The sequence below is a fragment of the Commensalibacter sp. ESL0382 genome (assembly GCF_009725775.1).
In the GTDB taxonomy this organism is placed as follows: domain Bacteria; phylum Pseudomonadota; class Alphaproteobacteria; order Acetobacterales; family Acetobacteraceae; genus Commensalibacter; species Commensalibacter melissae.
In genome coordinates this window covers 77,458-92,529 of the sequence record NZ_WNII01000012.1, presented here as the reverse complement: position 1 = coordinate 92,529, position 15,072 = coordinate 77,458, and the positions used below count along the sequence as shown (strand labels likewise).

The following is a 15,072-nucleotide window of genomic DNA, read 5'->3' as shown; positions in this document are numbered from 1 at the left end:
TTAGTACAAAGGATTTTTACTGATTTGATTAACCAGTTGGATTAATAGAGCCTGTTCTATTTTGATTACATCACTGTCAGAAGCAATGGAACCCGATGCGAAAAAGGTTCCTTTTTGTTTGTTGATGGGTAGATGTTCATTTCTGGGAATAATGGACCAATCAGCTTCCAAGATTGCTGAGCCATTTTGATTCCCCAGATTTTGTACATCCAAGTGGCTGATATTGATCAGGATCTGACTTGTTGGCATACCAACCTGTCTTTGATTGGTTATGAATAGAGTTGGATTTTTTATGGATAGCAAATGTGTAACATAATCGGTTACGGCAACGGATAAAACGCTACTCATTCTTCCGTTGACACTATGATGAAGACTGCTGTTTTCTCGGGTAACAATATCGGTTGTGTCAAGGTAATCCGGTACTGTGATCGGTGTAATGATAATAGTGGGGGAAGTTTCAGAATATTGTGTAATTTTGTTTGTCGACTGATTTATAATATTTTCATTGAAAGTGTAATATTTAAGAGGGGGAGCACTGCATCCCCCGAGAATAAATAAGGTACTTAATGAGGATAAAGCGATGAATTTATTCATTGTTTTCGACCAATCAGTAATAATTTAGGATTACGTTCTATTTCCCGCGAAAATCCTCGAAGTGAAGTGGAAGCATCAGCAAGGTTCTTCAGAATAATTTCAAGATTGTTTCGTGAAGGTGAACGGGATGAGGTAAGCGTTTTCACATTATCAATCATTTCTGATGCTGATGACACGGCTTTGTTTGAATTGTTTAATAAAATGTGAAGCTCTTTTCCGCGTGAACGAAGTTGGACATCTCCATCAACAAGCAATTTATTAAAGTTCTTCAATAAACCATCTATGTTTTTGTTGATATGAGTCACCAGAATATTTGTACTATCTGATGTTTTTTTGACGCTATTAATAAGATCAGGAGTTTGTTTGTTTAAAGTTTCGGCAAGTTGTCCTATTTTTTGTGCAGTGTCATTTAGGTTTCTGGAAAGTTGTTCAAGTTGTAGATTCATTAATTCGGATTTGATTTTTTGAAACGTAGAGGGACGGGAAGGTATTTCTGTAAGATTTTTTGCAATCACAGGATGAAAGTGAGGGGCATTCTGCAAATCAAAATCAAGAAAAATATTGGACGTACCGGTAACAAAACTTTCTGTGCTAATTTCTGCACAAAGTCCATTTTCTATCATTTTTTCCAATAGTTTTTTAAAATTATTATATTTATATCCTATGCGGATTTTTCTGGGATCAATATTGATTACTACAGGGATATATGCTTTGTGACTGCCTTGATCGAATTGGAGATTAATGGAATCAACGGTTCCTACCTGTACTCCTCTGAACGTAACAGGCGCTCCAATGGATAATCCTGATATTGAGCTTGGAAAAACGATTATGGCATGCTCTTTTTTTGAAAAAAGATTAAAATTACTGAAAAAAATAACAGCACAAAGAGCAAGAATTATTCCTCCCAATACAAAAGCCCCGATTGTGGTTTGTTTATTAATGGTCATCTTTGTTCTTCTTTCTCTTCTGCATTTTCATAACGTTGTCTATGCATAAAATCGTATACCAATTGACAGGATGGATGATCGTGCATTTCTTGTGGTGAACCATGGGCAAGGGGTGTCTTTGATTCCGCGTCAAGGAATATACCATCATCTGCAATTGTAAATAAACTTGATAATTCGTGACTGACTATGATGATTGTGCTTCCCAATCCATTTCGTAAGGTGAGAATTAAATCATCAAGTCTCTTAGAAGTGATAGGATCAAGTCCGGCTGAGGGTTCATCAAAAAATAGGATTTCTGGATCAAGGGCAAGAGCTCTAGCCAAGCCACACCGTTTTCTCATTCCTCCGCTTAATTCAGAGGGATACAGGTTAATGGCATATTCCATTCCAACCAGCCCCAGTTTTAATTCTACCAATCGATGAATCATTTCTGGAGAAAGGTTGGTAAAAAGTTGCAATGGAAGTGCAACATTTTCACCTACTGTCATAGAGCTCCATAGAGCAGCATTTTGAAACAAAATACCAAAATTATGCGCGATTTTTATGCGATGTTTTCTCGAAACTCTCCAGTAATTTTCATTCTTGACAAGATAATCACCCGCTATTGGTTCTAAAAGCCCTATCATGGATTTAAGAAGTGTACTTTTTCCACATCCACTACCACCCATTAGGGCAAAAATGCTGCCTTGCTTAACGTCAAAATTAATGTTTTTCTGGATAACCTTTGTACCGTAACCAATGGTGAGATTTTTAACGGATAGAAGTATATTGCTGGATTGGTTACTCATTATTTATATTCCAATCATATCAGCAATAACGGCAAATATGGCATCAATAGCGATCACCCCTACAATGCCAGTAACCACAGCTTTGGTCGCAGCCAAGCCGACATCAACCGCACTTCGTCCTGATTTTAACCCGATGTAACAGCTGCTTACCCCTATAAATATTGCAAATGAAATGGTTTTGAGACCACCAAACACAAATTGGTTGAAAGCAACCGCTCCGAAACTTTGTTGTAAAAATCCTATGATTGAAACTTTTAACATGAAAATGGAAACAATCAATCCGCCAAGAATTCCCATAAAACAGCCATAAAGATATAAAATCGGCATGGTGATTACAAGTGAGAGCATTGATGGAAGAATAAGATATTCCATAACGGAAACACCCATGACTTTTAACGCATCAATTTCCTCATTTCCCTGCATTGTTGAAATACGGGCTGCATAGGCCCCACCTGTTCGGCCTGAAATAACAATAGCACTCATGACGGCAGCCATTTCCCGAACAGTTGCAATGCTGACCAAGTTTGCCACATAAGCGTCAGCTGCAAACCTGCGTAATTGTACTGCACCGACAAAACCAAGAATTGCCCCGACTAGAAAATTAACAACACTGATGATTAAGAAGGCAGACGGACCAGCGTTCTGGACATCAGAAATCAAATCCACAATTCGCATGTAAGAACGGCCAGTGAGGGATTTTAAAATACCAATAATAACTTCCTTAAGCATCTGGACAGTTATGCCAAGATTGGTCAGTCCGTTGATAGTCCATTCACCAATCATATATAACGGACGAAAGGGAGATGAATGTTTAACAGGTCCTTCATCTTTGCTTTCATGCAAGAGGGAAAGAAGTTCTTGTGCGGAAGCAGGCAGATCCTTGTCAAAGAATTTTATGGAATGTTTGGTGGCCTGACATTTGATATCCCAAAGAAAGACAATCAATCCACTATCCCAGTTTTTAAGATTTCTAGCATCAAAATAAAGCGTTTGATGAGCAGGGATCCTTTCTAGATTTTTTGGAGAAAATCGGGGAATGTTATTGTTTTTTGCTAACCATTGCCCACTTAAGGAAATAACATAATGATTTTCTTGCTGCTCTAGTTTCCACTGAGGCTGCTGATCTGAATTTATATCGCTCATGCTTTGTCTGAATAATGTTGAATAATTTTATTTCATAAAATTATACTAAAAAGGTAAATATATAAAACATTATATACTTATATGAAATGTAGGTGAATTTATTATCATTTTAATTTTTTATATAATATGGTTTTTTTTGTAAAAAGTAACTATGTAAAAAAGAGAAGTATTGGTAATATAAAAGTTACTTTTCAGAGAATTAGGATTTTTGATTGATTGATGCATACAAAACGTAAACAGAAGTTGGATGGATGGCTTCTTGTTGATAAACCATTAAATGTGACATCTGCTTACGTTGTAAATAGGGTGAAATATGTTTTTAATGCCTGTAAGGTAGGGCATAGTGGTACCTTGGATCCATTGGCGACAGGGTTGTTACCCATCGCTTTTGGCCAGGCAACCAAAACAATCCCTTACATTATGGATAAGACAAAAGTTTATCATTTTGAACTTACTTTTGGAGAATCTCGTACAACGGATGATGCTGAAGGTGAGGTTCTTGACCATTCAGAGTTCAGACCGGGTGATGAACAAATCAATAAAGCTTTACAGTCCTTTCAAGGAGAAATATATCAGGTACCTCCTATTTACTCAGCGGTAAAGGTGCAAGGTAGACGTTCTTATGACTTAGCACGTCAAGGGGAAAAACCTCAACTAAAAGAACGGTTGGCACGTATTGATTCTTTTCGAATGATAGAACGGATTGATAAAGATCGTGCAAAGTTTGAAGTTGTTTCTGGTAAAGGCGTTTATATGCGTTCTTTAGCCAGGGATTTGGCGGTTGCCTGTAATACAGTTGGTTATGTTTCTGAATTACGCCGCCTTCGCGTGGGTCCATTTGATATTGCAAATGCTTTTTTACTGGACAAACTCGTTGAAAATGGCAAAAAAGGAATTGTTTCTTTAGATATGCTTCTTCCCGTTCAAACTGCGCTGGACGACATCCCGGCTCTAGCTATGACTGAAGAGGAGGCTGAATCCCTGAATTTTGGCAAATCTATTGATCTGACCGAGATACGGAATCGTTTTGCACTGGATGTGAATTCATATGATGGCATTGTTCGTGCAATGAAAAAGGAGCATTTTATAGGATTGTGCCATTTAAACAATAAATGGCTGCGTCCTGTTCGTATTTTTAATATTTAAATTGATGAAAGGATATACGATGTCGATTACACCGGATCGTCGTACCCAGCTAATTAAAGAATACCAAACCAAAGAAAATGATACAGGGTCTCCTGAGGTTCAGATTGCTTTGTTAACAGAAAGAATTAATAATTTAACTGAACATATGAAAGAACACGCCAAGGATTTTCATTCCCGGCGTGGGTTATTGAAATTGGTTGGTCAACGTCGTCGTTTGCTGGCCTACATCAGTCGGGTTAATAAAAGCCGTTATGAAAACCTGATCAAGCGTTTAGGTTTGCGTCGTTAAAAAATAAAGACTGGTTTATCTATTAAACCAGTCTTTATTTTATAAATTAAGAATATTGAGTATATTATAATCAAAACAGGAAAGTTTTTTGAAATCCAGCTTTACAGCGTTTCAGGCCACATGGTGTGAAAATAACAAAATATAAATGCTCCATGCCGTCCGAAACGCTGTTATTTACAGCATTGAATGTAATGATGGTTAAAAAAAATTTCTTGCGTATAACTTCATAGGATAAAAAATGTTTAAATATTATCGTAAGGAAATTGAATGGGGGGGACGTCCTCTTATTCTGGAAACAGGTAAAATAGCGCGTCAGGCAGATGGTGCAGTGATGGCCACTTATGGCGGGACTACAGTATTATGTACAGCTGTTGGAAATAAGAAAGCCAATCCAGATCAGGATTTTTTTCCATTAACCGTGCATTATCAGGAAAAGGCTTTTGCAGTTGGAAAAATTCCTGGCGGTTTTTTCAAACGTGAGGGGCGCGCTTCTGAAATCGAGACATTGATCTCTCGACTTATTGATCGGCCTATTCGTCCATTATTTCCTGATAATTTTTGTAATGAAGTGCAGGTTATAGCGACTGTTTTAAGTCATGATATGGAAAATGATCCTGCCATTGTTGCCATGATTGGCTGTTCTGCAGCGCTGACCCTGTCCGGTATTCCTTTCTTTGGACCGATTGCGGGTTGCCGGGTTGGATATATTGATAATGAATATGTTCTAAATCCGGTTTTGGCGGAGATGGATCAAACCAAATTGGACTTGGTTGTGGCGGGTACTTCCGAAGGGGTTCTGATGGTTGAATCCGAAGCCCAGGAATTAAGTGAAGAAGCAATGTTGGGGGCTGTTAATTTTGGTCACGAGGCCTGTCAGCCTGTTATTGATGCAATTATCGCTTTGGCCGAGCATGCTGCCCGTCAACCTTGGGAATTGTCTGAACCTACTGCAGAAGAGAAGAAATTAAAAACTCGTATTGACAAGATTGGACGCAAACCTTTGGCGGAAGCCTATAAGGAAAAGGAAAAGCAAAAACGTTACACTTTACTGGATGCGGCACGTACCAAAATTATTGATAAGCTTGTTGAGGAAGAATTTGATACAGTCAAGGCGGGTTCCTTGATTGATAAATTGGAAGCCGATATTGTTCGTAATTCAGTGCTAAAGACAGGATTGCGGATTGACGGACGTGATTTAACCACGATTCGACCCATTATCAGTGAAGTTGGTGTTTTACCTAGAACACACGGATCCGCTCTTTTTACCCGGGGTGAAACGCAAGCTCTGGTTGTGACAACTTTAGGTACAACTCAAGATGAACAGGTTGTGGATGCGTTAGAAGGGGAATATCGTTCTAATTTCATGTTGCATTATAATTTTCCTCCTTATTCTGTGGGGGAATGTGGACGGTTGGGTTCACCTGGGCGTCGTGAAATTGGTCATGGAAAACTGGCATGGAGAGCTATCCATCCTCTGTTGCCAAGCAAGGAAAAATTTCCATATACCATGCGTGTAGTTTCTGAAATTACGGAAAGTAACGGTTCGTCCTCTATGGCTACGGTTTGTGGAACCTCTTTATCCCTGATGGATGCAGGTGTGCCACTGGAACGTCCTGTAGCGGGAATTGCCATGGGATTGATCAAGGAGAAAAAGGGTGTTGCTGTATTGAGTGATATCCTTGGTGATGAAGATCATCTGGGAGATATGGATTTTAAAGTTGCTGGTACTGAAGTTGGTGTCACCGCTTTACAAATGGATATTAAAATTACATCCATTACACCAGCAATTATGGAACAGGCCTTGGAACAGGCTCGTGAAGGAAGAATTCATATTTTGGGTGAAATGGCAAAAGCCTTGACAGAAAGCCGTAATGACATTGCAGAGAATGCACCACATGTAATCATTATGAATGTGCCCAAGGAAAAGATCAGGGATATTATTGGATCTGGCGGTAAAACAATTCGTGAAATTGTTGAATATGCAGGTTGTAAAATTGATATTGATGATGATGGTACAATACAAATTGCTGTTACATCGAATGAACAGGCGGAAAAAGCCAAGGAGCGTATCAATGCAATCATTGCTGAACCAGAAGTTGGCCGCATTTATACAGGAAAAGTTGTAAAGGTTGCCGATTTCGGAGCATTTGTCAATTTTATGGGGGCTCGTGACGGGCTGGTTCATATTTCTGAATTATCAGCCGGGCGTGTCGGTCGTACAAGTGACGTTGTCAAAATGGGGGATACTGTCAAGGTGAAGGTTGTGGGTTTTGATGATCGAGGAAAAATCAAGCTTTCCATGCGTGAGGTAGATCAGGAAACAGGTGCTGACATCAGTGAAGCCGTTGGAGTCAAAAACAGCTCGTCATCTCGTAATCGCAATGATAACCAGTCCAAACGCTCATAGGTTTTTATGTGTATCATTTTTTTCAATAAAAAGATGATTCTTGATTTTTTTATTGGAATAAATATAAGTGGGCTATTCAAAGTTTTTTTGGTTTAGATTGTTTAGTCCACTGCATATAGAGCAGGAGTAATAATGAAAGCAGTTAATTCAATTCGTATGGGAAATAAAGAAGTCCTCCCTTTGATTGAAGGGGGTAAAGGGGTTTCTGTTTCTACAGGAGTATCTGCTGGTCATTGGTCTGCTGCGGGTGGAATTGGAACCATTTCCATTGTAAATGCTGATAGTTATGATGAAAATGGCAATGTTATTCCCCAGATCTATCATGCAAAAACACGGCGTGAACGACATGAAGAACTCATTCAATATGCAATTAAGGGCGGAATAACCCAAATAAGGGTTGCCCGTGATATTGCGGGGCCAAAAGTGCCTCTTCATGTCAATATTATGTGGGAAATGGCAGCAAGTGAACTGATTGCATCTCAGGTTTTGGAACAATCAAAAGGCTTGATTAATGGTGTTACCTGTGGAGCGGGAATGCCCTATCGTTTATCAGAAATTGCTGCAAAACATGCATTATATTACTATCCCATTGTTTCCTCTGGACGTGCATTCAATGCGTTATGGCGTCGATCTTACAGAAAAACGCCAGAATGGCTTGGTGGGGTGGTTTATGAAGATCCATGGAGGGCTGGGGGGCATAATGGGTTATCAAATAGTGAAAATCCATTAGAACCGCAGGATCCTTTTCTACGCGTTGTAGAGTTGAGAAGAGTCATGCGCCAATATGGACTGGATCATGTTCCAATCATTATGGCAGGTAATGTCTGGTGGCTTTCTGAATGGGAAGATTGGATTGATAATCCAGATTTGGGTATGATTGCATTTCAGTTCGGTACAAGACCTTTGTTAACGAGGGAAAGCCAAATCCCTCAAGCTTGGAAAGATCGTTTGCGGACATTGAAAAAGGGTGATGTATATCTTAATCATTTCTCTCCTACAGGTTTTTATTCATCGGCAGTTCAAAATAGTTTTCTTAATGAATTGAGGGAACGGTCTCAAAGGCAAGTTCCTTTTTCAAGGGAAGCTACAGAAATGATGAATGTTCCATATGAATATGGGGCTAGAAAACGTTTGATTTATGTTACCCAGACGAGTTTTGAAAATATTAAGAAATGGGAAAGCGAGGGGTTTACTCAGCCTCTCCGGACTCCAGATCATACATTCATTTTTGTAACTCCTGAAAAAGCAGGAGAGATACAACAGGATCAGAATAACTGCATGGGATGCCTGTCAATGTGCCAGTTTTCAAATTGGTCACAGGTTGGTCCCAGTTATACGACAGGAAATCGACCCGATCCCCGCTCTTTTTGTATTCAGAAAACATTACAGGCAATAGCTCATGCGAATGGTCCTGACGCAAAAGAGGTGGTTGATCATAATTTGATGTTTAGTGGAACCACAGGGTGGCGATTTGGATCTGACCCATTTTATGATAATGGGTTTATTCCAACAGTTAAACAGTTGGTTGATCGAATTATAACCGGATATTAATGATAAATTTATCCAGTATCGAATGTTAAATTCTAAATTACTGTTCAAATAATTTAGAATTTTTTGGATTAAACTAGTTTTTAAAAAACTATTGAATATTTGTTAAAATATTATCTGGCAATTTGCGATAACAAATTATTGGTACAGACTTCTGCATCAAATAAAGCTGTCGAATTAACAAAAGGTCTTGGTAAAATATAAGTATAAAATTTACTGCCTTCAGTGGGAACACCTAGAGCATAAATAGACTTGATTATCTGATTGTTTTGATTGATCAAATTGAAGTTTGCATTGACATTAAATTCTCCTAGAGCATAATTGCCAATATGGAACTGACAGCCTATATTGTTTTTCAGGATATTTTGAAAAAGAATGTCTTTGCTTTCCTTTGCAATGGGTGCATTGACCATGGCAACAATATAATAATCAGCACGAATGACTTCGTTAAATTGTGTTGTTAGGTAAAAGCTTTCCTTTTTTTCTTCTACTTTAACATTCGGCCCCAAATCTATGCGCAATATGTTGGCCTTGATTAAAGCGATCATTTGCTGAATTCTCTCAAGGGGTGGACCAACACAAATTCGGATCATGATAGGTTTAAATACTTCATTGAACCAGATAGCACTTTTTTCCGACAGGCCACAATGGTCAACGGTTAATCTGATCCAATCACGTACATCCCTTAAAATATCAGTGCTTGCCTTGGTGGGATTGTCTATATTGCCCTGTAAAGCGTTATGTATATCTTCCTGTAAATAGTTTAAAAGCCATTCATGAAATTCTCTCTGGCTTTTGAAGGAAGTATGGGCAAGCGGATCGCTAATTTTTTCCCATGAGAATCTTTCTTTTTCATCGGGAATATAGGCTTTTACAATCGCGTTTCTTTGTGATTTGTTTCTTAGATAGTCATTAAGGAAATTATAAGCCTTGATTATGTCCTGATTCTTGAGATAGGTAAAACTGTAAACACATTCCATTTCTTCAATCAATAACGGGAGATAATCCTTTTCAAAATCAATTTTTTTATTGTTTTTTAACTCAATTATTTTTTCTTTGGTAAAAATTTGGGGCTTGTATTGTTCTCTTAATTCTTTTTGCGTTCTCCCCCGTGCATTCAAGGGCAATCCTGATCTGGAAAAGGCTATAATTTTAGGTTCCTTTCCAGAGGGTTGATAGATTAGGTGATCTTTTTCCTTAATGAATTTCCCTCCTCTGTCTTCAGTCAATTTGGAAATAACGTCAAATGTGGTCAAGCCAAGTCCCTGTATTGCAACGGTTTCTTTATTTGTAATGATATGGTCTAATTTTTCCAAAGGATATGCATATATTTTTTTCTTATTTGGAAATTCGCAATTTTGGGTATCGTGACCGGTGGTTATACAAATAATATCAGATGAGTAAGTATTATTTTTCGTAACGATACTCCATTTTTTTTTATCACTTCCGGAAATGTTTATAACTTTTTCCTGTATTTTGATGATCTGAAGGTTTTGTACCTTGATAGAACATAAATAATTAAAGACCCAGCATAGATATTCGCCAAGATCCTTTCGTGAATAATAGTTTAAAGGGTTGATTGTTTTATCTTGTGATTTATATTTGATTTTTAACCATTCATAAAAGGTTGGTCCCCGGATTGCATATTTGTAGTTTTTAACCGTATCATCAGGGAAAACAGTAATCTGACTGCAAATAGTGTTAACCAATAAATTTTCTGATTGATTGATATCATGACAACCGGCACCATAATCTTTATTTTCGTTAAATAGTTGTAAAATAATCTGCCTATCTTTTAGTTTCTCATCCCAAATACAATGGGATATAATTCTTTCAAGTACGTTGAGGCCTCTTGATCCCAATCCTATTATAGATATCTTAATCTTATTATAATCATTATTCATAATTTTTTCTTCTATTAATATATTAATATTTTTAAATAAAATTAATGCATTATTAATATAATTATTATTTTATAATAAATAACACATTGAAACGAAATATAATACAAATTAAAATAACTAATAAAGTTATAATTTAATTGGTTTTATTAAGAAGTATATTATTAGTATTTAAGTGTATAAAAAATGTTACGAAATTTTTTGAATATTCAATATCCTATTTTTCTTGCACCAATGGCGGGTGTATCAACACCAAAACTGGCAGCTGAGGTTTCAAATTTTGGTGGATTGGGATCGTTGGGACTGGGATCCTGCAATCATGAAGAGGCGAAAAAGCAAATTGAACAGCTGAAACAGCTGACCTCCTTACCTTTTCAGGTCAATTTTTTCTGTCATCAACCAGAGAAATCAGACGCTACACTTGAAAATCAGTGGGTTCAATATTGCTGTTCAAAATTTGGCAGGATAGATCTGATGAATAATTTTAGTCAGGCTTTTTCCTGTCTTTATTCCAGTTTTTTAGAGAATGACAATTTTCTGGATTTAGTAATTCAAGAAAAAGTTCCCGCTGTTAGTTTTCATTTTGGAATCCCAAGCAAAAGTCAAATTCACAGATTGAAACAAGCCAATATTGTTACGATGGCTTCTGCGACAAATTTGATAGAGGCTTCATACATAGCAAGGTCTGGTATAGATATAATAATAGCGCAGGGTATAGAAGCGGGTGGTCATCGGGGTGTTTTTAATCCAAATATTGATTCGGCGATACCAACACTAGAACTGGTTTTTCTGATTAAAAATAATTTATCAATACCAGTTGTGGCTGCCGGTGGTATTATGGATGCACGAGATATTCATGATTGTCTTAGAGTGGGGGCAAATGGTGTTCAGTTAGGAACGGCATTCGTCCAATGCAGTTCGTCAAAAGCGAGTGAAACCTATAGACAATCATTATTTAATTCTAAAGTTACGCAAATTACTGCGACCATTTCTGGTCGACCTGCCAGAGGGTTGGTCAATGATTGGCATTTAAAAATTGATTCACCAGATCGGCCTTTAACACCACCTTATCCTTATACTTATTATTTTGCCAAGAAAATTTACGAATATACTAGACAGCCTCAGTATGCCGCATTTTGGGCAGGATCAAAGGTTTCAAAAATTAAAAAAATGGAAGCGCCAGATCTAATGAAGTCTTTTATTGAAGATGTTGATTTTTGATCTTAATCATTATTTAGAGTATGAAGATAGAGTTAAATTAAATAGCAATATTTTTTACTATAATTTTTAGAAAATAAAATGCATATTTGCTGAATTGTAAAAATTGAACGTATTTTAAGATACATTCAATTTAACCTGTTTTGAAATATCGTTTTTATATTATTCTACTGTTTTAAAGCTTTATTACCGATATCCGTGCGCCAGATACCATCTTTCCAGTTAATTTTGTTAACGGCATTATATGCGGTTGTTTGTGCTTGTTTGAGTGTTTTATCAAAAGCGGCAACGCATAAGACACGACCTCCTGCTGCACAAAGTTCTTGTTGAGCGTTATAATTGGTTCCAGCATGAAAGACTTTTACATGGGGTAGGGATTCAGCTTGGTCAATATTTTGGATAATTCCCCCTACAACTGGTGTTCCCGGATATCCTTTTGCCGCCATAACAATACAAATCCCTGCTTGATCAGAGAATTTGATTTCTGATTTTTTTAATTTTCCCTGACTGAGATTATAGAGAATATCTAACAAATCTGTTTCCAGTCGAGGAAGCAGAACTTCCGCTTCCGGGTCTCCAAAACGAACATTATATTCAATTAGATAAGGCCCATCATTTGTAATCATCAGTCCGGCAAAAATAATGCCACGGAAAGGAATTCCACGTTTTACCATTTCGCGCAGCATGGGTCTGACTGTTATATCCAACGCTTTCTCTTGGGCTGCGTGATCAAAAAAGGGTGGTGGGGATATCGCCCCCATTCCGCCAGTATTGGGTCCCGTATCATTATCGCCAATGCGTTTGTGATCCTGAGCCGCCCCGATTAAAACCGCATGTTCTCCATCGCAAAAGGCAAATAGGGAAATTTCCTCTCCTGTCAGAAATTCCTCGATAACGATTTTATTGCCTGCTTCGCCAAAACGGTTATCTTGCAGGATTGTTTCGATCGCTTCTTCAGCTTCCTTAAAGGTATAGGCGATAATAACGCCTTTTCCTGCCGCCAAACCATCTGCCTTGATAACAATCGGAAAAGAATGGGTTTTCAAATAAGCAATCGCTTGTTCACTATCTGTAAACTCTTTCCATGCTGCAGTTGGGATTTGGGCGGCATCGCTGATCATTTTTGTGAAACTCTTGCTTCCCTCCAGCTGTGCAGCCGCTCGGCTGGGACCTGCACAGAGGATTCCGGCGTGCTGGCAAGCATCGGTTAATCCTTTAACCAAAGGTAATTCTGGTCCGGGAATAACAAGATCAATATGATTGTCTTGTGCAAATTTTACTAAATCGGTAATATTATCTACCTTAATGTTTATATTTTTACCATATTGTGCAGTACCTGGGTTTCCTGGTGCGATAAAAAGCTCGGTAAGATTGGGTGAGCAAGCAAGAGCCATGGCAAGGGCGTGTTCTCTTCCCCCAGAACCGACGAGTAAAACGCGCATAGAGATTTCCTTTACTGATGTTTCTTTTTTGGGATAAGGCTGTATCATATTTATGTCGATAGATGAGCAACTTTCTGATCGAATGACGGATAATATACCAGAATTTAGTGTAGGGGATATTTCTACAGCGATTAAGCGCGTTTTGGAAGGAAATTTTTCTCGGATTAAAGTGAGGGGGGAAATTACCGAGTTAAAACAGTATCCGTCTGGACATATTTATTTTTCCCTAAAAGATGAAAATGGAAAACTGACAGCAATTATCTGGCGGTTCAAGGCGGCAAAACTTACTATAAAACTCGAAAACGGTATTGAGGTTATTGCAACAGGCAAGATTTCTTCTTATGGGGAACGTTCATCATATCAGCTCATTGTCGATCAGATTGATTATGCCGGCGAAGGTGCTTTATTGGCCCGTATCGAAAAATTAAGAAAGAAATTGGAAGCTGAAGGTTTATTTGACCAGGAAAAAAAGCGTCCTTTTCCTCTATTGCCAAAAGTAATAGGTGTGATTACATCCTCTAAAGGCGCGGTTTTGCACGATATTCGCACAACAATTCAACGACGTTTTCCCAGGGATATCCTGGTCTGGCCAGTGGCGGTTCAGGGAGAGGGGGCAAGTGAACAGATTGTCAGGGCTATTATTGGATTTAACACTCTTTCTGTTAATGGTAAAATTCCACGTCCTGATATCTTGATTGTTGCACGAGGGGGTGGATCACTGGAAGACTTGATGGCCTTTAATGATGAGGCTGTTGTAAGAGCCGCAGCAGAGTCGAAAATTCCCCTGATCTCAGCAGTTGGACATGAAACAGATACAACCTTGATTGATTTCGCATCTGACCGTCGGGCCCCGACTCCAACTGCAGCTGCGGAAATGGCTGTTCCTTCGCAGGTTGATCTTGCTGCTGGAATAATGCAGCTGGTTACGCGTTTGAATAAAGCATTAATACAGATTATTCAATCTTATCAACTGCGTTTGAACAAGGCCATTACCATACTGCCGGACGTTCCCACTCTATTGGCTCAAAATCGCATGCGCCTGGATGACCGTTCCTATCGTCTGGATTTGGCGCTTCCAGCATTGGTTCTGAAAAGGAGACATCAGCTTTCTTCCATTCAGGCTGTTGATCAATATCTTTTGGGACTGATTGATCGTTTCAAGAGACAACTGGCCTTTAATGAAAAACAATATGCAATTTCTTGGCTGCATTATATGCGTCAGTTGGAAAATAATTTACCCCTGTTCTCCATATCGAATGTACGTAATTTATTGAGAGAAAGGCAGCTGAAATTGGAAAGTGTCACGGCAAGATTGGAAGCCCTTTCCCCCAAGGCTGTATTGGCACGGGGATATGTCTTGGTACAGAATAAGAAAGGTCAGGCTGTAACTGAAGCAAGAGGATTGAGAGCTGGATCTGATTTGATCTTAACTTTTTATGATGGGCAGAAAGACGTGCGTGTTTTGAAGCGGCAGGAAAACCGTCAGGAAAGTTTTGATCTGTAAATTGATTAAACGGTTTATAATCAATCCTGTTTAATTATTCAATTTAATTAAATCGTAACCTGAATTATATAAATTGAGATGAATGTTGATTTATTGAAAAATTGAATTTTGAAATATTGTAAATCATTTTTTTGATCAGAATATT

At 38.2% G+C, this 15,072-nt stretch carries 12 protein-coding genes; 6 read left to right on the top strand and 6 right to left on the bottom strand.

The annotated features are described in order from the left end of the window. Genes GM552_RS08150 through GM552_RS08135 form a run of 4 tightly spaced genes read right to left on the bottom strand, consistent with a single transcriptional unit; the run spans position 1 to position 3,472 of the window. Positions 1–594, bottom strand: coding sequence for a membrane integrity-associated transporter subunit PqiC (locus GM552_RS08150; protein ID WP_155566041.1), 594 nt, complete (start codon positions 592–594; stop codon positions 1–3). Next, complete coding sequence (locus GM552_RS08145; protein ID WP_122124116.1) at positions 591–1,541, bottom strand: MlaD family protein; 951 nt, start codon at positions 1,539–1,541, stop codon at positions 591–593. The genes GM552_RS08150 and GM552_RS08145 overlap by 4 nt, the downstream gene beginning before the upstream one ends. Beyond that, complete coding sequence (locus GM552_RS08140; RefSeq protein WP_155566040.1) at positions 1,538–2,329, bottom strand: ABC transporter ATP-binding protein; 792 nt, start codon at positions 2,327–2,329, stop codon at positions 1,538–1,540. Before GM552_RS08140 ends, GM552_RS08145 begins: the two co-directional genes overlap by 4 nt. A 3-nt stretch (positions 2,330–2,332) precedes the next feature. After that, on the bottom strand, positions 2,333–3,472 hold the full coding sequence (locus tag GM552_RS08135; protein WP_155566039.1) for an ABC transporter permease: 1,140 nt from the start codon (positions 3,470–3,472) through the stop codon (positions 2,333–2,335). A gap of 219 nt (positions 3,473–3,691) precedes the next feature. Here GM552_RS08135 and truB point away from each other — a divergent pair, with 219 nt between their 5' ends. From truB to GM552_RS08115, 4 genes are all read left to right on the top strand, one after another. Continuing rightward, positions 3,692–4,618, top strand: a complete 927-nt coding sequence (gene truB, locus GM552_RS08130; protein ID WP_155566038.1) for a tRNA pseudouridine(55) synthase TruB — start codon at positions 3,692–3,694, stop codon at positions 4,616–4,618. Positions 4,619–4,637: 19 nt separating this feature from the next. Then, complete coding sequence (gene rpsO, locus GM552_RS08125) at positions 4,638–4,907, top strand: 30S ribosomal protein S15 (protein ID WP_110439101.1); 270 nt, start codon at positions 4,638–4,640, stop codon at positions 4,905–4,907. 238 nt (positions 4,908–5,145) lie between these two features. Continuing rightward, complete coding sequence (gene pnp / locus GM552_RS08120) at positions 5,146–7,314, top strand: polyribonucleotide nucleotidyltransferase (protein WP_155566037.1); 2,169 nt, start codon at positions 5,146–5,148, stop codon at positions 7,312–7,314. A 132-nt stretch (positions 7,315–7,446) separates the two neighbouring features. Then, positions 7,447–8,865 carry a nitronate monooxygenase family protein gene (locus GM552_RS08115; RefSeq protein ID WP_155566036.1) on the top strand — a complete coding sequence of 473 codons (1,419 nt, stop codon included), beginning with the start codon at positions 7,447–7,449 and terminating at the stop codon, positions 8,863–8,865. 110 nt (positions 8,866–8,975) lie between these two features. Here the strand turns inward: GM552_RS08115 and GM552_RS08110 are convergent, their stop codons facing one another. Next, positions 8,976–10,766: an FAD/NAD(P)-binding protein gene (locus GM552_RS08110; protein WP_155566035.1), complete on the bottom strand. Its 1,791-nt coding sequence runs from the start codon at positions 10,764–10,766 to the stop codon at positions 8,976–8,978. Positions 10,767–10,949: 183 nt separating this feature from the next. On the opposite strand from GM552_RS08110, the gene GM552_RS08105 reads away from it, so the two are divergent. Continuing rightward, positions 10,950–11,984, top strand: coding sequence for a nitronate monooxygenase family protein (locus GM552_RS08105; protein WP_155566034.1), 1,035 nt, complete (start codon positions 10,950–10,952; stop codon positions 11,982–11,984). 164 nt (positions 11,985–12,148) lie between these two features. On the opposite strand, the gene purD is transcribed toward GM552_RS08105, so the two are convergent. Continuing rightward, complete coding sequence (purD, locus tag GM552_RS08100; protein ID WP_155566033.1) at positions 12,149–13,423, bottom strand: phosphoribosylamine--glycine ligase; 1,275 nt, start codon at positions 13,421–13,423, stop codon at positions 12,149–12,151. Between the two features lie 52 nt (positions 13,424–13,475). Between purD and xseA the strand changes: the two genes are divergently transcribed. Next, positions 13,476–14,927: an exodeoxyribonuclease VII large subunit gene (xseA, locus tag GM552_RS08095; protein ID WP_155566032.1), complete on the top strand. Its 1,452-nt coding sequence runs from the start codon at positions 13,476–13,478 to the stop codon at positions 14,925–14,927. Positions 14,928–15,072: the final 145 nt, after the last annotated feature.